The following is a 19,603-nucleotide window of genomic DNA, read 5'->3' on the forward strand; positions in this document are numbered from 1 at the left end:
ACCCGTTCGGGCCATCGCTCGAAACATCAACAGAAAGAGGATATCCGTGGCTCGCAAAACGATCGGGGAACGACTGGCGCAGCTCGAGGCCCAGCGAAAGACGTTGCAGATCCGACTTTCCAAGCAGGAGCGCGCCATCGACACGCGCCGCAAGGTGTTGATCGGGGCGCTGGTCCTCTATCGGCTGGAGAACAATCGCGACATTCAGATTGGTGGAGGACTGGCCGGCTGGCTGAGAGCCGAACTGCCAAAATTCCTGACTCGCGACGGGGATCGTAACCTGTTCGACGACCTCCTGAAGCCTGTGGCGAAGGAGACCGTCGTCGGCAACAGCGGGACCAGCAGCGACGGAATGAGCGATGACAGGAGTGTCCCATGATCCTCTATACCGGCGTGATCAAGATCGCCCTCGCCAACATGATGCGCATGGCCGCTCGCGACCCGCTCTGGGCCATTGTCGCGCTGATCACCTTTCCAGTGCGCTCTGCCAGGTCGTTCGTGATGGGAGCGACCGGCTATTTCATCGTCATCTTCACCGTCGCTTTCGGCAGCGACTATGTCCTGCGCGTGATGCTTGGGGTCGGCAAAGGCGATATCCTCTGGCATATCGGCAACTGGACCTTCCTGCTCTTTGCCGTCCTGCTGCTGATCCGCCTGCTGACGAGCCCGCTGATTGCCCATTTCGCTACCGCCGGTGATGCCGACACGCATGGGACGGCGCGTTTCGCTTCCGCCAGGGATATCGCACCGCTGACAAGGTGCGACCATGGGCTGCTGATCGGCCGCGCTCCTGGCAGCGGGCGGCCCATCCGCTATGACGGGCCGGCGCATCTTCTGACCATGGCGCCGACGCGCAGCGGCAAGGGTGTCGGCACGATCATCCCGAACCTTCTGACCGCGGATCGTTCGATCATCTGCGTCGATCCGAAGGGTGAGAATGCGAAAGTCGCCAGGGACGCGCGCCAGAGCTTCGGGCCAGTCCATTGTCTCGATCCCTTCGCCGTGACCGGCCAGCCGTCTGCCGCCTTCAATCCAATGGACGGACTTGATCCTGACGGCTTCGATATAGCCGAAGACATCTCGACGCTTGCCGATGCGCTGGTGTACGACGAACCGGGCCTGTCAGGCGACGCGCATTGGAACGAGGAAGCCAAGGCACTGATTGCGGGCCTGCTGCTCTATGTGCTGGCAAGCCAGCCGGAGGAGCGGCGCACGCTGACGACGCTCAGGTACATGCTGACGCTTTCGCCTGACGCCTTCCGTGGCCTGCTCGATGCGATGCAGGCCAGTGACGCGGTCAACGGACTTGTTGCGCGGGCCGCCAATCGGCATCTCGGCAAGTCGGACCGCGAGGCGAGCGGTGTTCTGTCGGCGGCTCAGCGCCACACGCATTTCCTCGACAGCCCGCGCATGGCCGAGGTTCTCGCACGATCGGATTTCCGCTTCGGTGACCTCAGGGCAAACAGGGCAACCGTCTTCCTCGTGCTGCCGCCGGACAGGCTCGCCGCCTATTCGCGTTGGCTGCGTCTGCTCGTCGCCCAAAGCCTGACTGACATGGCACGCACGGCACCGTCGCTGCCGTCACCCTCGCCTCCTGTTCTTTATCTTCTCGACGAATTCGCAAGCCTCGGTCATCTCGCCCCGATCGAACGGGCCATGGGACTGATGGCAGGCTACGGCGTACAGCTCTGGCCGATCGTCCAGGACATCCATCAGCTGCGCGCCACCTATGGCCAGCGTGCCGGTACGTTCTTCTCCAATGCGGGCGTGCTGCAGGTCTTTGGCGTCAACGATCATGACAGTGCTCGACTGGTGTCGGATCTGCTCGGCCAGGAAACCGTGGTGTTCAACACGGCGGCACGCGCGCTCGACTCGGAAAAGAGCGGTCTGTCATTCGCAGAACAGCATGTCGGTCGTCCTTTGCTGACACCGGACGAGGTCCGCAACCTGCCGACTGGCGCCGAACTCCTATTCATTGCAGGCCGGCAGCCGATCATGGCCACCAAGCTGCGTTACTATGCCGATCCCGAGTTCGCGGATTTGTTCTCAAGACCGGAAGATTGAGTTGCTGACATCAGCAACGTGAATCGGTCAGGCCGGATCGATTCACAAATGTCGTTGGACGTCGCGAACGCTCATCTGCGATTCTGCCGGCATGAGCACGCAACCCTATCATCTCTATGCAGAACGCATCGACCCGTCGAAGAACATGGCGCGCTACTATGCGCTGTCGATCGAGCCGACGCTGTTCGGCGAGACATCATTGGTCCGCAGCTGGGGACGGATCGGCAGTCGCGGTCAGCGGCTGGTGCACCTCTTCAGGACCGAGCCGGAAGCAGTCGAGCTTTTCCTCGAAATTCTGCGCGTCAAGCGTGGTCGAGGGTATGAAGCAAGAACGTTCTGATTGGCTTCAGGTCGGGCGGCGTCTACCTGCATATCTCGAGTTTGGATTTTTCGAACGAGCTGACGCAGAAACGAAAAAAGCCTGCCGCGGGAGGAGGTGCGGCAGGCTTTCGAAAAGAACCGAACAGCGACTGGGAGGAGGAGTGCCGCTGTTCCTCCAGACAGCCTGGGAGGAGGAGAGGCCGGTCTGGAACTCGAAGCGTTGCGGAAGGAGGTGCATCGCTTCGATGTGTTTATCTGTATCGCCGACCACTGACAATTTCTATTGCTTATGCTGCACTGCACCTATGCGAAATTTGCAGCTAAGCGTTACTATCGCGCCCACCACGGAGGCACTTATATCCGTGCGCTTGATACAGGAATTCAGCGATTAGACCGGAACCGCGGCGCCCAGGAATGCATGCCCACCTGATCCAGGCAGCGGCACCTCGTCGAGGTGCCCATGCTGACAGCACATGAGACCGCCTTCTCAACCAGAAAATGCCTGTTTTAAAGGCAGATTTATCAAGTCTAGTGGAGGAAATTGTACGTACCAACAACTCCCGAGATGCGATAGTCGGCAGATGGCGCAGAGGGCTACCGATCGCGCCAATTGATGGCCCGACCAGTGCGATGTAAGACGTCAATGCAGTTCGAAGGATGCCGGCGCATTCCTGACCAGCATTGCCTGTGACACTTTTGCAAAGAGCATGTCGAATTGTGCCATCAGATTCGCGAACTGCTCATCGGCAAGACCGATGATCTCGACGAAACCTATTGATGTACTGACTACGATCCGGTCAAGCTGGTGCTTGTTGGGGAAAAGGCCGCACACAGCGTCGCAGTCAGCAAGCAGTTCCAGAGCTTCAACGATGTCTCTCAGGAGACGACGACGAGCATGGGCCGATATCTGGTGCGGCATGTGCCGAGCCCGTCGGATCTGAGAAACGACTACGAATGACATCAGGTTCTCCATGAGCATCTCTAAGACACCTCAATCCATCCGACTGCCTGAAAGGCACGCACCAGCATCGACACGGCGATGATAACGATAAAGAGGCCGGCTGCGCGATTTGCCAGTGTTAGATGTCGAAGGCTGAGGTGACGCCTCAGCAACGAGACTGCCGTGGTGAGCGCAAACCACCATGCCATCGAACCTGCAAAGACGCCGATGACAAGGAGTTCGGTGGTCATTGAAACGCCGCCAGCGACAGCTGTCAGGGCGGCGGCACACAGAGCAGGCGTCAACGGATTGAGGAGCCCGAACCCCAGCGCATCACAATAGTTCCGGGCGAGACTGGCCGGCTTTCGGACGACCGATGCGAGATGCAAATCACGGCTCCAGATCCTCCAGGCGAAATAAGCCAGAACCAGCCCCGAGGCGAATGTCAGCAATGCCGCGGCCTTCGGATCCTCAAAAGATTCGAACCCTGCCGCCACGACCAGCGTGCTATAGGCCAGGTGGACCGTGGCGACGCCGAGCCCCGTCGCCACGCCCGCCCTCATGCCATCGGCGAGTGTCCGTTCAACGAGATACAAGCTGGTGGGACCAAAGGGAATCGCGATCGAGAGGCCCGCCCCTGCTCCCGCCAAAACAGACGTCGCAATTCCACTCATAGGTTCCCCCACCGATGGCACTGGTGATGAAACCTGCCCGGAGGAGGATTTATTCGCGACAAGCGCGAATTTTTTTTGCTTTTTTTAGCGAGCGGGAAGTTGCGCCTTGTAAAGGTTCACAAAGGCGGACAGATCCCCGGCGTTCACGTCGGAAACGGCCCAGTAGGTGAGGCCTCCTCCGCTCCACCTGACGACATTGGTGCCATCGACGGCGTTGTCTTGATCCTCGTCGGCCGCCCCTTCCGTCGCCGTCACACTGATTGTGTGCCTGTTGCGCTTGTAGACCATGACAGGGACGGGTTTCCCGCCGATCACGTCGACCCGCCCGCCGATCAGCGGAAACCCCTGCGTCGAAAAATCCGGAGCGACCGGCGCGATCGTCGTGCGCCCATTGAACCAGGGCTTGACGACATGGCCGTCCGAGGACGCAATGTCATAGGGTTCAGGAGCGATCAGACCGCGCAGATGCGCTGCGACAATTTGCTGTTCCACAATTCCAAGCGTTGCCTTATCGTGGGAACGGTAGACTGCGTAACCGCCGCCAGCAGCTCCACCAAGCAGGCCGATCACAAGCGATGCGGCAAGGGCCCACGAGGACCAGCGGTGGGCTCGCCGGCTTTCACTTTCCTGTTCGACCAACTCACCAGGGCCCATGACCGAAGCCAGTATTGCACCGCGCGAGCGCTCGGGAAGGCCGTCATCCGGCAGGTCTTGCGTCAGCTTTGTTGATAGCACCTTCAGACGCCTCGCATAGGCTGCAAGCTCTGGCTCTTTCGCGAGACGCTGTTCCATGAGCAGGCTCTCACCGGGTGATAGCTCACCGTCGTGATAGGCATTCAAAAGCAGGATCGTCTCATTGTCGATGGTCAAGGATGGCCCTCCTTGACGAGCGATAGCAGAGACTGCCGCGCCTTGGCGAGCCGCGACATGACGGTTCCGATCGGCAGGTTACTCACGATTGCGATGTCGCGATAGCTCAGGCCGTGATACTCCCTGAGCACGAGGGTCTCTCGCAGGTGTATCGGCAATGCCTCCACCGCGCGCGCAAGACTTGCGGCCTGGTGCTTGGCAATAAGTGCGTCTTCAGGCGTCTCGACGGCGGCCGCCGTCGCGTGGCCGCTTTCCATTTCAAGCACAGCGTCGTCGGAAAGATCCTCAATCGAGATCACGCGGCCGGGCCGGTGCCGCTCCAGCCATGTGTAAGCGGCATTGCGCACGATCGTCAAAAACCAGGATCGGACATTTCCCTCGGTGAAACGTTCGATCGATCGGTAGGCACGCAGACATGCCTCCTGCATGACATCCTCGGCGTCAGTCGCGCTTCCGGTCAGCCAACGCGCCAGCCGGTAGCCTTCATCCATCCGCGGCAAGACGAGTTGCGCAAAGCGGGCCTTGGCGGCGGCAGTCATCGGCGCCCATTGCGGATAGGAAGGAGCATAAAGGACGGCGCCCTGTCATTGGAAAGTATCTTGGTCGGAGAGACACATAGGGCTTGCGATGGTTAGCGCAAGGATAAGACTGCTTTTTCTCACCAACATCGACTATAAACAGCTTATATGTCAGACGAAATGCTCGATATATCTCCTGTTACCTTGTTTGTGAGAATACGTATTTTATCGCTCACAGTACGACCTCGGCAACACTTGCGTCCTTTGCTTGGCAATCCATATCCGAAACGCAGCCTCTTACCGGCATACTCATTTCTTAGCCGGCTGCCCTTCACATCGGGAATGTTGCGCGCCTCGTCGTATCCCGGGTGATGCCGATGAGGAGTATCTGGGTCATGGTACCCCAGTCGGGATGACCCGGCACCTTCCACATCGTGTCACCTGTGACATTGCCGGCATTCATCATCCCCGCCGCGACCAGGATCCAGATGCGGCCGGCTACCTCGTCGGCATCCGTCCTGTCGCTCCAGAGGTTAATGAAAGTACGACGTTTCCGCCCTTTTCGGCATTCTCCTGCGCGCCCCAAGTGCAACAGCAGGGAACTCTTGTTGGTCGGGCATTCCATTTTCGAAGCGATCTGGTTAGAAGGATCTGTGTCTCGACCCGGCGGCGGGCCAACGAGATGCAGGCGGTCGGAGCGAGGCCGACCGCCTGCTTCGTAAAGCGTCAGGCAGAGGATGTCTGGGCAGCACCCAGGCGTTTTATGCTCTGGCACGATCATTCGGCCGATGAGCGAATTTCGGAAGCGCGCCCTCGTCACGCTGGCGACAAGCGGCTCGCTGCGGGCGGGAAGTCAAAACGATTTAAGCTGGCCGGCGGACCTTCCCTTGAACCATTTGTTCCAGTTGACACCGCGCCCGCGATCGCGCGGGTCGAACCATTCTCCTCCGTATCGGGCCATGAAGGTCTCGGCGCCGACCCTGGTCGCAAAACAGTGAACATCGTAGTGGCGGTCTTCGAAGAAGACATTGTGGCTGCGAGGGCATCTCATCAATCGAGCGCAGAATGCCGCCTGCTGCGCGGCCTGTTCTCCGAGAGACAGTTCGGCCGGCAACGCAACCTGGAACGGCTATCCTCGATCGATTTCTGCAGGGCTTAACGCGCCTTTTCGCCTGGGCGTCATTAGCAATCACCCTTCAGCTCTGGCGGGCGGATTGACTCCTAGCCAAAATAGAACAAAATAGGAACACTTCTTCTTGAGGATGTAACATGGGTGACATCGACCGTTCCTCGACCCTTCAACCAGCCGCGCCCATTGCGCGAAAGTGCCATTGCGGCGACTGGGCCGGGTTCGGCTACGCCAAGGGCGAGCGTCAAGATTGGTGGTGTTGGAAGCACTATCCCTACAAGACGTCAGCGCGTCTCGAAGCCGCCGAAATCGCCGACATGCTGGCCGACAGGGTCGCCTAAAAGCTTGTTGCGCCGAGCAGTCATTGCAACAAAAGCCGATGCGAGCGCACGGCGCGGCATCGCCAGGATCATTCGAGACGACAACAAGATATCTCTGGACACTCGATCGCGCCGGCCGGCCTGCGCCAGCGGTTCTATCCGGCCGGCGATCTCACTGTTTTGCTCACTGCAGAAGAGCTGCCCGGCGCCAGCTAGCCCACTGGCTGGTCATGGCCCTTCTGATGGAAATGGATGAACCGGGCACCGCATTGCTCGTCTTGCCCCGCGGTTGAACACTCCAGGCAAAGAGGAACGAACGCCGGTCGTCAGTGGACCAGCCTCATTCCTCGATCCTGTAGACCGCGGCATTATCCTGGACCTCCCGCAGGCCCTTGTAAGAAGCGTGTCTCAGCTTGCCGTCGTCGGTCCAGGCTCGGTATTCGATTTCCGAAATCAATGTCGGCTGAAGCCAGACGATATCCTTGCTGCGCCCGTCATGGACGACGCTCGGCTTCTTGGTCGCAAGCTTGTCCATCAGTTTCCGAAGTTCGACGGCGACCTTGTAGGAAAAGCCGGTTCCAACCGAGCCGACATAGTGCAGCTGGCTGCCCTTCCAGGCTGCGAGCAGCAGGCTGCCGACACCACCGCGGGCAGAAGCGGATTTTTCGTAGCCGACGATAAAGAAGCTTTCGCTCTGGATGCATTTGACCTTCAGCCAGTCGCCGGATCTGTGCGAGCGATAAGGGCTGTCGGGATCCTTGAAGATGACGCCTTCAAGGCCGTGCTCGCAGGCAGCCGCAAAGATCGCCTGCGGCTCGCCCTCAAGCTCCTCCGAAAAGCGGATCGCACCCGCACGCTCTCCGATGAGATCAGCAAGCAGATGCCGGCGGCTCGACAGTTCCATGGTCCTGAGGTCGTGGCCGTCGAGATAAAGAAGATCGAAGGCAAAGAAGATTGCGCTGGACGACGGGAGCTTGCCGCCCCGCCCGCCGAGCGATCGCTGCAGGGCACCGAAATCGGAGCGTCCCTCCTCGTCGAGCACGACAGCTTCACCATCGAGAATGGCGCTGGAAAGGCCAAGCTCTTGCGCCTCGGCCGCAATCGCCGGAAACCGCGCAGTCCAGTCATGGCCGCCACGTGACAGGACCCTGATCCCCTTCGGCTCGATATGGATTGCCAGCCTGTAGCCATCGAACTTCAGTTCGGCGATGGTGCGCGGATTTTCCGGTGGCTTGTCCTTCAAGAGAGCAAGCGCCGGCTCGACGCGATCGGGCATCGGATCCAAAAGCAGGTTCTGCTGTGCGGGATCGCGTTTTCTGCGAACGGCGCCTTTGAGCGGCCGTTCATCGGCAAGAAGGGGTTTGCTGCGGGGACGGTCGATCATGTGTGGATTACATCAGCAACATCTAAAGAAGAGGTTGTCGAGAGGGTTCATGGTGGTATCGTTCTGTCGTCACCTTACCGGGTGCGCTGCCCCTCTGTGATGACCTCGAACTGCCCCGCGTTCTGCGGGGCTTTTGTTATCGCTCATCGCTTTGTCTGATTCCTTCCATATCGTCCGGCAGGACATGCATGCTCGAAGCATGGGCAGCCTCGACGAGGGCCTGGCGGGCGATTTCCGGATCGAGAAAGAGCTGCATCGCGTCCATCGAAGTGGCCAGCGCATGATGGAACCGCGCCGGGTCGTTTTCGAGATGCGGCCATTTCTCGCTGAGGAGAAACGCTGCGAGATCTCGACCCTGTGGGCCTGGCGATCTTTCGACATGCAGCGGTCGGATCGGCGTGGATAAGGAAAGTGTTTCCATGACGCAGTACTCCTGGTGTCTCGACAGAGTCACATGGGAAGCGATTCGCGCGAGTCGAGCCGCCGGGTGCAGAATCGTTTGGGCACGGACGCGCGCTCCCTGCACAGCGTTGATCCATGATGATCGAGACGGAAGTTCCGCAGTCCGGATCACGGCTCGGAGACCTGGTGAGGAAAACGGCGCTCACGCGCCGTCTCCCGAAGCCTGCCAGACCGGAATGCCAAGGCGCCGGGCCTTGTCGGTAAGATTGTCGGTGATGCCGTTGCCCGGGAAGACGATCAATCCTGCCGGCATGACGGACAGCATCTCGTCGTTGCGGCGGAAGGGTGCCGCCTTGGCATGTTTGCTCCAGTTCGGCTTGAAGGTGATCTGCGTGACCTTGCGGGCTTGCGCCCAGCAGGCGGCAATGCGTTCTGCCCCTTTCGGCGCGCCACCGTGCAACAGGACCATGTCGGCATATTTGGCGTGGGCCTGGTCGAGCTTTTTCCAAATGCGGTCATGGTCGTTGCAGTCCATGCCGCCGGCAAAGCCGATCTTCGTGCCCGCGGGGATCATGACCTCGGTCTCGGCGTGTCGACGTGCGGACAGGAAGTCCATCGAGTCGATCATCGCCGCTGTCATGTTGGCATGGTTGACCTTCGAGCCCGTGCGTGGCCGCCAGGCAGAACCGGTCTGAGCCTCGAAGAGGTCTGCGCTGTGGTCGCGCATGAACTCGAATGTGTTGCGCCGTTCGAGAAGGGTGACGCCCTCGGCGATCAGCCGTTCCAGTTCGACGCTTTGAACCTCCGATCCGTCCTGCTCGCGTTGACCTGTGCGCTGCGCCTCCTCGTTGCGATCGAGTTCCCGCTGGATGCGATCGGCGCCGCGATGGAAGAGGTTGACGGTCGACCAGAGCAGGTCTTCGAGATCGGGTTCCAGCCTTGTGTCTGCGAGCATATCGGACAAGGCATCGAAGATGGTCGTCAGCGATGCTTGGACGATAGGCTCTTCGGGCAAGGGCCGGGGGTCGGGTTCGTCCTGGAAAGGCCGATAGCCATGGACCTGCATTTCGTAGATGAAGCGATCGGTCGGCGAGGACGCGTGGTGCGGTTCTGCGGTATCGTGGATCAAGGTTGAGCGGGTCATTCCGGATCTCCATGGTTTGAGCCGCGCCTCTCGCGGCCTGACGGCGATCCCTTCCCATGCCGGTCGCGGCCGGAACCGCAGCGCGAAGTGCTGCGGCCCAGCGGCAGCGCCGGGCGGTTGAGGGCCGGTTTCTTGCTGCGCGAGGAGCGCGGGAACCGCGCGGGGAAGAAACCGGACCGATCCGTTGAAGGCTGCGACCGGCATGGTACGGGTCGCCTCCCGACAGGCCCGCAGGCGCGGCCCCACTTATGGCGATCCGTCAACCGCGCGCTCAACGGCCTCACCGCAGAAACGTTCGCGTCTCAACGCCGGGCGCCGCTATCGCGAAAGAAAGGCGGCCGCATCGTCCCGGACGAGCTGACGGCGCAGGTTCGCCACTAGACGGGAAGATCCAAGCCGACGCAGGTCCTCGTTGAAATCGCCAAGCTCGAGCGTGAGCACCAATGGCAGCACGCCGAGAGCGGTGGTGGCCCGGCCCAATCCCTCGACACCGTGGCGTCCGGCCGCATCGGCGTCGGCAGCGATATAGAGGCGCTTGCATGTCGCAGGCAGCAGGAAGGCTGCGAGATGATGGGCCGAAAGCGCTGCCACCATCGCCATGCCGGGAAGTATTTCCGAAAGAGAGAGCACGGTCTCGATGCCCTCGCCCACGACCAGGACCGGGCTATGCGATCCCGGCGAAATGATGAAACGCACGCCATTGCCGATCAGGCGACCGAGTGCCCGGCGCGGTTCGTCGATCCGGGCCTTGCCGTTTCCATCGGGATCAAGCCATGTCCGGTGCACACCGGTCAGCCTGCCTTCGACATCGGTGATCGCAGCGATCAGCGCTGGCAGACGCGTCATTTCGCCGGTCGTAAGATCTCGGTAGTAACAGGAGGGGTGGAAGCGAAGGGCGCGATGGCGTGCGGCGCTCTCGATGCCGCGGCTCTGCAGGTAGCGCTCCGCCAAGGTGCCGGCGATCGGCACGGCACTGGCAAACAGCAGCCCTGCCCGCGCCGCGGTCGATCGGCTGTCGAGTGCATTGGCGTCCCGCCATTCTGCCGCCATGGGTTCCAGCCGCGGCAGGTTGAGGAACAGCCGTGCCTCGTCTGCAACATCGGCAAAGGCAATCAGGCCGCAGGTCTGGCGGATGAGGTCGAGCAGATCGCCATATTGGCCGGTCGCCGCATCGCTCCAGCGGCCGGCGCGCGGACCGGTCAGCCGCACAAAGAGCGACCGACCCAAATTGTTGCCCGTATCGCCGACGATCCAGTAATTGCCGGATCGCCGGCCGGCCGACAGATAATGACGGCAGACCGCCTCGGCATGACGCGCGAGGCGGTCTGCCAGGTCGGAGGCCGTACCTGTCATTGGCTGGCACTTTCGAGCAGCTTCTTCGCCTTGCCCTCAAGATCAAGACGGATGTCCTGGTTGGTCCGCGTGCGCGCCAGCGCGGTTATGCCCTGCACGAAATCGAAGATCGACTCCGGCGGACGGCCCTCCTCCGACAGCACCATGTCGATCACCTTGCCGGTCTCGCTTTTGGAGAAACCGCGGCGGCGCAGGAAGGCCTCGCGGTCGTCGTCATGGCGGGCAACGATCGTCTCGCGTGCCGCCTTGATGCCGGCAACGAAGGGGGCGGGCGACGAATTGGCGAAAGTCGCCAATGCGGGTGCCGCCTCATGGGCGAAACGTTCGCCGGCGAATTTCGAGTGGCGGATGGTGATTTCCTCGAACTGCTCCGTGCCCCAGAGATTGCGGTTGGCACAGACCGCCCTCAGATAAAACGAGGCGATGCCGAGCGTCTTGGAGCCGACCTCGGAATTCCAGGCATAAAAGCCTCGGAAATAGAGATCGGGCTCGCCGTTCGGAAGACGCCCTGCCTCGATCGGATGGGTATCGTCGACGAGGAAGAGGAAGACGTCGCGGTCGCTGGCATAAAGCGTTGTCGTATCCTTGGTGATATCGACGAAGGGATTGTGGATCATGGTCGTCCAGTCGAGCTGACCCGGCACCTTCCACATCGTGTCGCCGGTGCCATTGCCGGCGATCTTCATCACGGCTGCGACCAGTTCATGGTCCCAGATGCGGCCATAGTCGGGACCGGTGACGGCGCGAAGCTCGAGCCGCCCGTCGTCCATCTCCAGCGTCTTCACCAGTTCGGCGCGATGGGACAGCAGTCCGTGCTGAAGATTGATGGCGGCAAGCGGCGCCGGCAGCTGGCGCATATAGGTCGCGGGCGCGCCGACCAGGCTGCAGAGCTGGCCGTAGCTCCAATGGGTCGGCGCGATCGGTTGAGCATCACGTTGACCCCGGCATGCGTTCTCGCCGGGCACGATCAGTTCGAGCCGTTCGGCATTGTCGCGCGTGGCTTCGACGCGAATGGCGCTGGTCTCGATGGTGCGGGCATGCGCCCGATCGGCCCGCGATCGCACGGTGTCGTAGAGTGCACTGAGCGACAGGAAGCGCTCGTCGTCGGGGCGCGAGAACCATTCGGACGAGACGCGGCCGATGCGCTCGCCGCGCGAAATATCGACCTTGAAGCCGGAAGACGAGACGGGACTGTTGATACTGGAATTGGTCATGACAGATCTCCTGAAACGAAAAGGCCGGCGCTGTGGCCGGCTCGGGGTGAAGGAATGGGGATGGCAGGTTTGAGCGAACAGGCCCGGCACCACGTGGAACCGGGCCGTCCTGGCGCGGAGGCCGCTATTCGGCGGCGATCGGATGGATGGCGTCGGTCTCTGCGGGCTCAGCGATATCGGGATCCTCGTCGATACCGTCGAACTCGTCTGTCCCTTGAACCTCATCGATCGGCACCGGTTCTTCGATCGTTTCCGAGCCGATGCTATCCCTGTCGGTATCGTTCCCGCCCTCGATCAGGTCCGGATCGTCAGCCTCGATAGCCGGCAGGCGCAGAGGCTCCGGCAACCAACCGCTGCCCGCCAACAGCCGCTCGGCCTCGCGGGCCATGTCGGGCTTCTTCAGATGGGCGATCAATGCAGCGACCTGCTCGCCTTTCGCCTCGCAGACGGCTTGCAGGATATGGGCCTTGGTGACGCGGCCGAGATAGGCCTCGACCGTCGGCGTCCAGCCGGCCTCGATCATGTCGAAGCCGATGGCGCGGGCGATCTCGTCGGCATTGGCTATGGCGCGCGAGCGCCTGTTCCAGGGTTCGATTACGGCATTGAGCGATAGCGAAGCGCAATGAGCAAACAGCGCCTGCCGGCTGCGGTCGTCGAGACCGATGAGGAAGGCGAAGAGCGCGGCCGGATCTCTCGGCAGGTCGTACCCCCAGGCTTCCTGCCGCTCGGCAATTTCCCGGGCGGCGACCAAGTCGCCCAATCCCGATGTCTCGCTCAACCGGGCGCTTTGGACCGTGATCTCCAGGCACGTGTCTGCGCCCCGCAGATAAAAGGTCTTCAGCACGAAGGCATGGAGGACGGCGACGAAGGCGACCTCGGGATCCCTGGCGAGCGCGTTGCGCAGCGCGACGGTCCTGGCGGCGGTCAGGTCAAGGACCAGACGATCGGCAAGCGGCTTCAGCGTCTCCTCCCCGTCATCGATCTGGGCCTCGTTTGCTGCCTCGGCCTCTACCTCCGATACAACCCCGTCGGCCGGCTGCATCCGCTCGGACACGACGATGCTGTCCTGGTCGTCGCTGACGCAGCTCATCATCTCCACCTGCGGTTCGTCTTCGGGCCTGACATAGCCGCGTTCGATCCGGAGCCTGCCGTCCGCCTCGAGCGAGACGAAGACACCGCCGCGGGCACGCTCGTCGGGATCAAAGACGAAGGGACGGTCGTTCAGACGGTCGAGCTCCGCACCGAGCGTTTCGAGCCTCTGCTCGTTCTCTTCGCAATACTGGCTGGCGGAGGCATATTCTGCATCGAGCCGATCGTAATCGGCGCGAAGAACATCGTGACGGGCAAGATCCTCCTCGCTCCATTCGGCCTGGTGACCGTAGACCCTGCGAAGGCCCGACGTGTGGCCATAGGGAAAGTCGAAGGCCACCTCGACCCATTTCCAGCCTTCTTCCGCCTGTAGGGCCGCCGCATCGCTCTTCAATTTCTCCAGTACGAGCTGATCGAGCAGCGCCGGATCCTGCAGCCATCCGCCCCTGTCCTCGTCGAAGAGATCGCGCAAGACGACACCGCCGGCCGCCTCATAGGCATCGATACCGACATAGACGGAGCGCCGGTCGGCCGCCCGGACCGCCGTCTCGGTCAGCAAGCGCCTGATGTAATAGGGCTCCCGGCTGTGCGAGCGGGCAATCGCCTCGAACACCTGTTCCTGACGGGCATGGTCCTTGCTGATCGAAAAGGCCATCAGCTGCTCGAGCGTCATGGCATCTTCGCCGTAGAGATCAAGAAGTTTTGGCGAGACGGACGCCAGGCGCAGGCGTTGCCGAACGGTGGCGACCGGGATGAAAAAACTCGCGGCGATCTCTTCTTCGTCCTTGCCCTGCCCGCGCAGGGTCTCGAAGGCGCGGAACTGGTCGAGCGGATGCAGGCTCTCGCGATGGACGTTCTCGGCAAGCGAATCTTCTGCCTCCGCCGTCTCGCCCCTGCTGATGACGCAGGGAATGCCCGCCGTCTCCAACAGACGCCTCGAGGACACCAGCAGTGCCAGCGCCCGGTAGCGACGCCCGCCGGCCGGGATGCGATACATGCCGGTCTCCTTGCCATCGTCGTCGAGCTCGGGACGGACGCTGAGGCTGGTCAACAGACCGCGCCGCGCAATGTCTTCGGCAAGCTCCTCGATCGACACACCCGCCTTGACCTTACGGGCGTTTTCCTGGCTGAGCACCAGCTTGTTGAAGGGAATGTCGCAGGCGATCGCAAGCGTGATCTTCTCAGTCTTTCCACTCTTCTCGATCTTCCCAGACTTCTCAATCTTCTGAGCCATGTCGGTTCTCCATGACGAACCGGGCGGAACCTCTCTCCAACCCTTCCAATCCGTCACAAAGCTCCGTCCCTCCTCTTCCTCTCTGCCGCCCACCACGGCTGATCTTCGCCTCCGGCGGCGAAACATTCTCCTCCGCTGACAGGGCACGGTCGACGCACGGTCGGCGGTCAGGCTTCGCATAAGGGAATAGCGATCCCTCAGAACCAGGGGCGATCCGACAGGATCGGCCAGCAACAGGACGCACAGGGTGGCTTCGGCATAGCGGCGCGCGGACAATGGCGCGACAGAAACGGCGCTGATCAAGGGAGAGGTTGATTGCCCGGTCACATCAGGTCAATTGAAAACATGGACGGGATCCGCCTGTCTCGCCCACGGTGATGGAACCTTGGAAAGTCTTAACTGTTCATGAGCATTAGCTAACACGACGAGACAGAGCCAGAACTGGAGCAGCCAATGCAGCAAGTCTTCCAGCGCTACGCCACCCCATCATTACAGGCCTCTTCCTCGTTTCATTGATTTCGGGCATCGCCTTGTTCTTTCATGTCGGGCCTGGCGCACCGCACTGGGGCGCTTCGGCGAGACTTCCGATGTCGCTGCGGTGGTCGCTTTCCTAGCCTCGGACGAAGGTCGATGGGTTACAGCGCAGGTCATAGAGACCAGCGGCGGCTACAAGCTGTAGCAAGATCGACGTTCTGGTAGGTGTCGACGTCAATCAACGGAAACGGCGACCACCTGTCTAGCCAGCAAGCACATGCTGACTTAGGATTCGGGCGAATTAAGCACATCGATCATAGTTGCCACGTCAGGCATTTTCATCTCCATTGGTGAATAGCGAGATATCCCAAAGGGCTTTCTGGACCAAGCGGGCGGAGGGCAGCTCGGTAGCACTCCGCCTCCGCTATCGCTTCGTCTAGCGACGCGGAGTAATTCATGCCGACGCGCCTGGCGCCCGCTCCGAGGGCGCGAGAAGCGCTCAACCCTCATGTGCCCGGCCACGCCAGCGATCGCGCCCTTTCGCACCACCTCACGGGCCGGTGCGAATACGGCATGGATTTTCGCACCAAATGGTGCTAATTGTAACGCCTTTGCGTTCGGAGGTCTGAGCATGCGATCTACCATCAATCTTGACGACACCCTCTTGGAGAGGGCACGATCCCTCACCGGAACAAAGGAAACTGCTGCGCTCGTGCGCCAGGCACTGGAGACACTAGTACGCGTCGAGTCTGGAAAGCGCCTTCTCGCGCTGGGCGGTACCATGCCTGACGCAGAGGCTGCTCCACGGCGCCGGAGCGAAGCTGCCAAGTGATACTCGTAGACACCTCGATCTGGATTGATCACTTCCGCCACAATGAGGCAGAGCTACGCAAAATCATCGAAGACGACCGCCTACTGTGCCACCCTGTCGTGATCGGAGAGTTGGCGCTCGGCAGTCTTCGCAACCGCGACGCCGTGATGGCGTTTCTAGCCGCGCAGCGCGAAGCACTCATTGCATCGCACGACGAGGTCATGACGATGATTGCTCGGCACGCAATCTTCAGCATGGGGATCGGCTATACGGATGCGCTTTTGCTGGCTTCCGTGTTGCTTGATCGGCGATCAACCTTGTGGACCAGAGACAGGCGCCTAGCAGCGGCGGCTCAAAAGGCGGGCGCTTCACTTCATGTACCAACGAACACACCGAACTAGCTGTTTCGTGGCGTCGAGCCCTGTCAAGATTGATCGCTTTGACTGGTCTCGAACGTCGGTTCACCTTGCTTCCGACGCAAGTTCGCCAGTCAAAGCGGCATGTCTGTTGCTCCAATATTTGCGAGAACGCTCCTCGCTTCCCATCGACGAGGCACGCGGAGCAGAGGCCGTCAGGCTCCTTGCTGCCGAAGGGATCGACGTACGGTCTTTTGATCGACGTGACGGACGACGCCTCTGTTGCGCGGGCGGCGGCTCGCGTCCAGAGCGAGGATGGCAAGCTCGACATTCTGATCAACAATGCCGGCATTCCCGGCGCGATGGTCCCGCCCTCCCAGCAGTCGGTCGACGACGTACGCCACATCTACCAGACCAACGTCTTCGGACCCGTTCGCGTCACGCAGGCTTTCCTGGCTCTCCTGAGGAGTGCGGGCAGCGCAAACATAGTCATGGTCAGCAGCGGGCTTGGATCGCTCGCATGGCTTTCCGATCCAGACAATCAGTTCTGCGGCGTCAATTTCCTCGGATATAACAGCTCTAAGTCCGCGCTAAATGCCGTCACCGTGGCTTTTGCGAAGGACCTGGCCGGTTCAGGCATTACTGTCAATGCGGCGGACCCCGGCTATACGGCCACCGACTTCAACGGGCATTCCAGCTACCGGACGGTTGAGGAGGCGGCTAGCGGGATCGTGTGGCTGGCGACACTGGATGAACACGAAAAGACGGGAGGTTTTTATTTCGACGGAGAAATCGTCCCGTTGTGAATGGACGCTAGCCAAAACAGGCGCGCTCAAGATGACCTGTTTGAACCGATACGAACCTACGACGTCTAGATCCACCTGTCGCTATCGCACCCAGGGGTCAATCACTTTCAATCCAGCGGCCTCGAACGGGCTTGTGTCGCGAGTTGCGACCGCTAGGCCGTTGGCTGCTGCTGTGGCAGCAATGTAGCCGTCAGCCGTGCCAATCGGTTTCCCAGATACTCGGGCACGAGCCATCAGTTCTGAGTAGAATTGTGAAGTCACCAGATTGAATGGCAAGATACGCTCGGAAAAGTGCAGCAGCACTTCACCCTCAAGACGATCACGAAGGATAGTTTGATGTTTTCCCGACGGCATAGCCGCGATCCCGAAGCGAAGTTCAGCGATCGTTATTGCCGAAAGGAACAGCGTCTCGATGGTTTGGGCATCCAACCACGCGACCACTGTCTCGTTGGGAGCCGGCTTCCATGGTTCCGATATTACATTGGTGTCCAGCAAGATCATTCGAAGGTCATCGGCTCAGCAGGCATCTTGTCGCGACTTTTCTGCAAGGCTTCAACGTCACGGTTGGAAAGCTCAGCGTCACGACCGATAGCCGCCAGCAACGAGCCGAGCTTTACGCGTTCTGCGGGACGAACGGCCGCCTCGAGGATGTCACGGATCTCGGCTTCAGTACTGCGACCGTGATGAGCCGCTCGCACCCGCAAGGCACGATGTGTTTCCTCAGAAAGATTTCGGATAGTAACCGCCGGCACTGATATCATTCCTACAGAAACGATGACTTTGATATCAAAGTACGCAGAATGAAGCAAACTTTCAAGTGGCTTTGAAAAGACGCCTGCAGCACATGGGGGTCAAAACTCTCGCTTTCGCGGGATGCGAACCAGCCGCCCCGATTTTAGGCAGTTAATGGAATCGAACCGCCGTTCAGCGGGCAAGGTTCTAGTTTACAATGACTTCCGATTTATAAGAACGGAGGGTGTTTGAGACCGATGTTTCTGTATTTGATTGAATGCGCTAGCGTCTGCCACGCCTACGCACCGGCTACTTCTAAATTCCGGGCACCGAAACCTGCCTGAAGATAAACGGTTACAGGCTCGGAATCAGACATCGAGCGAGTATGATTTCGGCCGCTATTTAAGCAAGGTGTCGTTTTCTTAAATAAGGAAGAAGCTAAGTTAAGCCCTCTTAAATAAGCGCCCCTCAGTTCCACGCTTTAATGTGGACCGAACCGCCGGCCAAGCGCACGATCTGTTAGCTTGTCGCCAGAAATTCTGGCCATTCCTGTGCGCCATGAAGTACGCGAAGAAAGGCGCGCACAGGTCATTGATGCGCTTTTAAGGTCTTGAAGGGATGAGGACGCGCGGCCCTCGTTTAATGTCGGGACCTTCTGCCAAAAATTCATCGAATTAGAGGCGAGATGGAATGCATTCAACCGAAACTTTGACGAGTTCCGCCTAAGGGTTCACCGCGTTATTGAGATCATGCAACCCGACCATCAGCATCATAGGGTCGGAGGGAGAAGGCAGGAAGCCGACGGCCTCATAGAAGGCTCGTGCGTCATCTGAAATCGCATGAACGAGCATACCTCGGATGCCGAGGACTTCAGCGGCATTGAGCAGGCGCAGGCCCGCGTCGCGGACCAATGCCCTGCCGATACCACGCCCCTGGCAGAATTGATCAATTGCGAGGCGACCAAGCACGGCGACCGGAATTGGATCAGGCATATTGCGCCGAAACCGGTCAGGCGCTTCCGGCTGCTTCACGGCGCCGGAGGCGAGTGCGTAATAGGCGATGACGCGGCTCTCGTCGCACACGACGAAGGTCCGCGATGCCCCGCTTGCTTGATTAGAACGAGCGCGGCGACGCAGCCAGTCGTCCAGTTCGGCGACGCCGGAATTGAATTCAGTCAGCTCATGATGTTCGGCCAGGGGTGCTGGTGCGCTGAGGGTCACGCCTCATCCCACGGTGCTCTGGTCGACATTGTGCGTGCTAAACGTTCATTGGGCTGCGTGGGTGCATCGAGCCGGGCAAGGTATTCAGCGTAGATTTCGGGGCTCACCGTGAAGATACTGCGGTCGAGCAGCACTTCCTCGGCTCGGCGCTCGGACGCTTCCAACATGAAATCCGTTCGCGTCTTGCCAAGCAACTCAGCGGCGCGATCGATCAAGTTGCGGGTCGCAGGCTTGATGCGCATATTCAACGGCACGCTTGCGTCCGAGCTTTTGCTCGTGTGTGAGGTCGGCATGGCAAACTCCAGTTTGCATCTATATAGCGTAACGACAATATCTTTACGAGGTCCGTAAAGCCATTGTCGTTACACACGTGCGCATTCCTACTTCGCGGCATTTGGCTCATCTGAGCTTCAGACGATCATCGCCGCTCGTCGTAAGCATTTCACGTTGTCTTTAGGCTATCGCGCACATAGGTCTCGCGAACATTGATTGGTTTGGCAAAGACGGACATGGGCCAACTTCACCGTTGTAGTCACGCCATTCATCAG

General features: G+C 60.3%; 22 protein-coding genes and 2 pseudogenes. 9 read left to right on the forward strand and 15 right to left on the reverse strand.

Features of this window, described 5'->3' with window-relative positions; translation table 11 throughout:
* The first annotated feature begins 46 nt into the window (after positions 1–46).
* From LVY75_35485 to LVY75_35495, 3 genes are all read left to right on the forward strand, one after another.
* The gene (locus LVY75_35485; protein XAZ26075.1) at positions 47–379 is read left to right on the forward strand and encodes a mobilization protein; all 333 of its coding nucleotides are present in this window, start codon (positions 47–49) and stop codon (positions 377–379) included.
* A complete protein-coding gene (locus LVY75_35490) occupies positions 379–2,064 on the forward strand; it encodes a type IV secretory system conjugative DNA transfer family protein (GenBank protein ID XAZ26398.1) in 1,686 nt (561 codons plus the stop codon). The genes LVY75_35485 and LVY75_35490 overlap by 1 nt, the downstream gene beginning before the upstream one ends.
* A 91-nt stretch (positions 2,065–2,155) precedes the next feature.
* Positions 2,156–2,404 carry a WGR domain-containing protein gene (locus LVY75_35495; GenBank protein ID XAZ26076.1) on the forward strand — a complete coding sequence of 83 codons (249 nt, stop codon included), beginning with the start codon at positions 2,156–2,158 and terminating at the stop codon, positions 2,402–2,404.
* A gap of 621 nt (positions 2,405–3,025) precedes the next feature.
* Here LVY75_35495 and LVY75_35500 read toward each other — a convergent pair.
* The 5 genes and pseudogenes from LVY75_35500 to LVY75_35520 all read right to left on the reverse strand — a co-directional run bounded on the left by LVY75_35500 (position 3,026) and on the right by LVY75_35520 (position 5,883).
* Positions 3,026–3,358 carry a hypothetical protein gene (locus tag LVY75_35500; protein XAZ26077.1) on the reverse strand — a complete coding sequence of 111 codons (333 nt, stop codon included), beginning with the start codon at positions 3,356–3,358 and terminating at the stop codon, positions 3,026–3,028.
* A gap of 8 nt (positions 3,359–3,366) precedes the next feature.
* A complete protein-coding gene (locus LVY75_35505; GenBank protein XAZ26078.1) occupies positions 3,367–3,999 on the reverse strand; it encodes a LysE family transporter in 633 nt (210 codons plus the stop codon).
* Between the two features lie 84 nt (positions 4,000–4,083).
* Entirely contained in the window at positions 4,084–4,869 is a 786-nt protein-coding gene (locus LVY75_35510) for an anti-sigma factor (GenBank protein ID XAZ26079.1), read from the reverse strand.
* The gene (locus LVY75_35515; protein XAZ26080.1) at positions 4,866–5,408 is read right to left on the reverse strand and encodes a sigma-70 family RNA polymerase sigma factor; all 543 of its coding nucleotides are present in this window, start codon (positions 5,406–5,408) and stop codon (positions 4,866–4,868) included. Before LVY75_35515 ends, LVY75_35510 begins: the two co-directional genes overlap by 4 nt.
* Before the next feature lie 334 nt (positions 5,409–5,742).
* A pseudogene (locus LVY75_35520) lies at positions 5,743–5,883 on the reverse strand (DUF932 domain-containing protein).
* A gap of 186 nt (positions 5,884–6,069) precedes the next feature.
* Here LVY75_35520 and LVY75_35525 point away from each other — a divergent pair.
* Both LVY75_35525 and LVY75_35530 read left to right on the forward strand, forming a co-directional pair.
* Positions 6,070–6,546 (forward strand): hypothetical protein, encoded by a 477-nt coding sequence (locus LVY75_35525; protein ID XAZ26081.1) that lies wholly within the window; start codon positions 6,070–6,072, stop codon positions 6,544–6,546.
* A 110-nt stretch (positions 6,547–6,656) separates the two neighbouring features.
* Positions 6,657–6,857: a hypothetical protein gene (locus LVY75_35530; protein ID XAZ26082.1), complete on the forward strand. Its 201-nt coding sequence runs from the start codon at positions 6,657–6,659 to the stop codon at positions 6,855–6,857.
* A gap of 319 nt (positions 6,858–7,176) precedes the next feature.
* Here LVY75_35530 and ligD read toward each other — a convergent pair whose 3' ends face one another.
* The 6 genes from ligD to LVY75_35560 form a co-directional block, all read right to left on the reverse strand.
* A complete protein-coding gene (gene ligD, locus LVY75_35535; protein XAZ26083.1) occupies positions 7,177–8,220 on the reverse strand; it encodes a non-homologous end-joining DNA ligase in 1,044 nt (347 codons plus the stop codon).
* A gap of 136 nt (positions 8,221–8,356) precedes the next feature.
* Complete coding sequence (locus LVY75_35540) at positions 8,357–8,641, reverse strand: DUF982 domain-containing protein (GenBank protein XAZ26084.1); 285 nt, start codon at positions 8,639–8,641, stop codon at positions 8,357–8,359.
* 183 nt (positions 8,642–8,824) lie between these two features.
* Positions 8,825–9,766, reverse strand: a complete 942-nt coding sequence (locus LVY75_35545; protein ID XAZ26085.1) for a DUF2493 domain-containing protein — start codon at positions 9,764–9,766, stop codon at positions 8,825–8,827.
* Positions 9,767–10,084: 318 nt separating this feature from the next.
* Positions 10,085–11,119: a toprim domain-containing protein gene (locus LVY75_35550; GenBank protein XAZ26086.1), complete on the reverse strand. Its 1,035-nt coding sequence runs from the start codon at positions 11,117–11,119 to the stop codon at positions 10,085–10,087.
* Positions 11,116–12,333 carry a DUF932 domain-containing protein gene (locus LVY75_35555; protein XAZ26087.1) on the reverse strand — a complete coding sequence of 406 codons (1,218 nt, stop codon included), beginning with the start codon at positions 12,331–12,333 and terminating at the stop codon, positions 11,116–11,118. Before LVY75_35555 ends, LVY75_35550 begins: the two co-directional genes overlap by 4 nt.
* 124 nt (positions 12,334–12,457) lie before the next feature.
* Complete coding sequence (locus LVY75_35560; GenBank protein XAZ26088.1) at positions 12,458–14,656, reverse strand: ParB/RepB/Spo0J family partition protein; 2,199 nt, start codon at positions 14,654–14,656, stop codon at positions 12,458–12,460.
* 553 nt (positions 14,657–15,209) lie between these two features.
* Here LVY75_35560 and LVY75_35565 point away from each other — a divergent pair.
* The 4 genes and pseudogenes from LVY75_35565 to LVY75_35580 all read left to right on the forward strand — a co-directional run bounded on the left by LVY75_35565 (position 15,210) and on the right by LVY75_35580 (position 17,103).
* A pseudogene (locus LVY75_35565) lies at positions 15,210–15,335 on the forward strand (SDR family oxidoreductase).
* A 426-nt stretch (positions 15,336–15,761) separates the two neighbouring features.
* Positions 15,762–15,962 (forward strand): type II toxin-antitoxin system VapB family antitoxin, encoded by a 201-nt coding sequence (locus LVY75_35570; GenBank protein XAZ26089.1) that lies wholly within the window; start codon positions 15,762–15,764, stop codon positions 15,960–15,962.
* Entirely contained in the window at positions 15,959–16,342 is a 384-nt protein-coding gene (locus LVY75_35575) for a type II toxin-antitoxin system VapC family toxin (GenBank protein XAZ26090.1), read from the forward strand. The genes LVY75_35570 and LVY75_35575 overlap by 4 nt, the downstream gene beginning before the upstream one ends.
* 179 nt (positions 16,343–16,521) lie before the next feature.
* A complete protein-coding gene (locus LVY75_35580) occupies positions 16,522–17,103 on the forward strand; it encodes an SDR family NAD(P)-dependent oxidoreductase (GenBank protein XAZ26091.1) in 582 nt (193 codons plus the stop codon).
* A gap of 81 nt (positions 17,104–17,184) precedes the next feature.
* On the opposite strand, the gene LVY75_35585 is transcribed toward LVY75_35580, so the two are convergent.
* From LVY75_35585 to LVY75_35600, 4 genes are all read right to left on the reverse strand, one after another.
* The gene (locus LVY75_35585) at positions 17,185–17,604 is read right to left on the reverse strand and encodes a type II toxin-antitoxin system VapC family toxin (GenBank protein ID XAZ26092.1); all 420 of its coding nucleotides are present in this window, start codon (positions 17,602–17,604) and stop codon (positions 17,185–17,187) included.
* The gene (locus LVY75_35590) at positions 17,601–17,855 is read right to left on the reverse strand and encodes a plasmid stabilization protein (protein XAZ26399.1); all 255 of its coding nucleotides are present in this window, start codon (positions 17,853–17,855) and stop codon (positions 17,601–17,603) included. Before LVY75_35590 ends, LVY75_35585 begins: the two co-directional genes overlap by 4 nt.
* Positions 17,856–18,557: 702 nt before the next feature.
* The gene (locus tag LVY75_35595; GenBank protein XAZ26093.1) at positions 18,558–19,055 is read right to left on the reverse strand and encodes a GNAT family N-acetyltransferase; all 498 of its coding nucleotides are present in this window, start codon (positions 19,053–19,055) and stop codon (positions 18,558–18,560) included.
* A complete protein-coding gene (locus LVY75_35600; GenBank protein ID XAZ26094.1) occupies positions 19,052–19,348 on the reverse strand; it encodes a DUF1778 domain-containing protein in 297 nt (98 codons plus the stop codon). The genes LVY75_35595 and LVY75_35600 overlap by 4 nt, the downstream gene beginning before the upstream one ends.
* Between the last annotated feature and the right edge of the window lie 255 nt (positions 19,349–19,603).

The sequence above is a fragment of the Sinorhizobium sp. B11 genome (genome assembly GCA_039725955.1).
GTDB lineage: Bacteria > Pseudomonadota > Alphaproteobacteria > Rhizobiales > Rhizobiaceae > Rhizobium.

What these genes read in the sequence shown, in the direction of transcription:
- LVY75_35495 (XAZ26076.1), top strand. Translation starts at nt 2,156, where the DNA reads ATGAGCACGCAACCCTATCATCTCTATGCAGAACGCATCGACCCGTCG.
- LVY75_35500 (XAZ26077.1), bottom strand. Translation starts at nt 3,358, where the DNA reads ATGGAGAACCTGATGTCATTCGTAGTCGTTTCTCAGATCCGACGGGCT.
- LVY75_35505 (XAZ26078.1), bottom strand. Translation starts at nt 3,999, where the DNA reads ATGAGTGGAATTGCGACGTCTGTTTTGGCGGGAGCAGGGGCGGGCCTC.
- LVY75_35515 (XAZ26080.1), bottom strand. Translation starts at nt 5,408, where the DNA reads ATGACTGCCGCCGCCAAGGCCCGCTTTGCGCAACTCGTCTTGCCGCGG.
- LVY75_35525 (XAZ26081.1), top strand. Translation starts at nt 6,070, where the DNA reads ATGCAGGCGGTCGGAGCGAGGCCGACCGCCTGCTTCGTAAAGCGTCAG.
- LVY75_35530 (XAZ26082.1), top strand. Translation starts at nt 6,657, where the DNA reads ATGGGTGACATCGACCGTTCCTCGACCCTTCAACCAGCCGCGCCCATT.
- ligD (XAZ26083.1), bottom strand. Translation starts at nt 8,220, where the DNA reads ATGATCGACCGTCCCCGCAGCAAACCCCTTCTTGCCGATGAACGGCCG.
- LVY75_35540 (XAZ26084.1), bottom strand. Translation starts at nt 8,641, where the DNA reads ATGGAAACACTTTCCTTATCCACGCCGATCCGACCGCTGCATGTCGAA.
- LVY75_35545 (XAZ26085.1), bottom strand. Translation starts at nt 9,766, where the DNA reads ATGACCCGCTCAACCTTGATCCACGATACCGCAGAACCGCACCACGCG.
- LVY75_35550 (XAZ26086.1), bottom strand. Translation starts at nt 11,119, where the DNA reads ATGACAGGTACGGCCTCCGACCTGGCAGACCGCCTCGCGCGTCATGCC.
- LVY75_35555 (XAZ26087.1), bottom strand. Translation starts at nt 12,333, where the DNA reads ATGACCAATTCCAGTATCAACAGTCCCGTCTCGTCTTCCGGCTTCAAG.
- LVY75_35560 (XAZ26088.1), bottom strand. Translation starts at nt 14,656, where the DNA reads ATGGCTCAGAAGATTGAGAAGTCTGGGAAGATCGAGAAGAGTGGAAAG.
- LVY75_35570 (XAZ26089.1), top strand. Translation starts at nt 15,762, where the DNA reads ATGCGATCTACCATCAATCTTGACGACACCCTCTTGGAGAGGGCACGA.
- LVY75_35585 (XAZ26092.1), bottom strand. Translation starts at nt 17,604, where the DNA reads ATGATCTTGCTGGACACCAATGTAATATCGGAACCATGGAAGCCGGCT.
- LVY75_35600 (XAZ26094.1), bottom strand. Translation starts at nt 19,348, where the DNA reads ATGCCGACCTCACACACGAGCAAAAGCTCGGACGCAAGCGTGCCGTTG.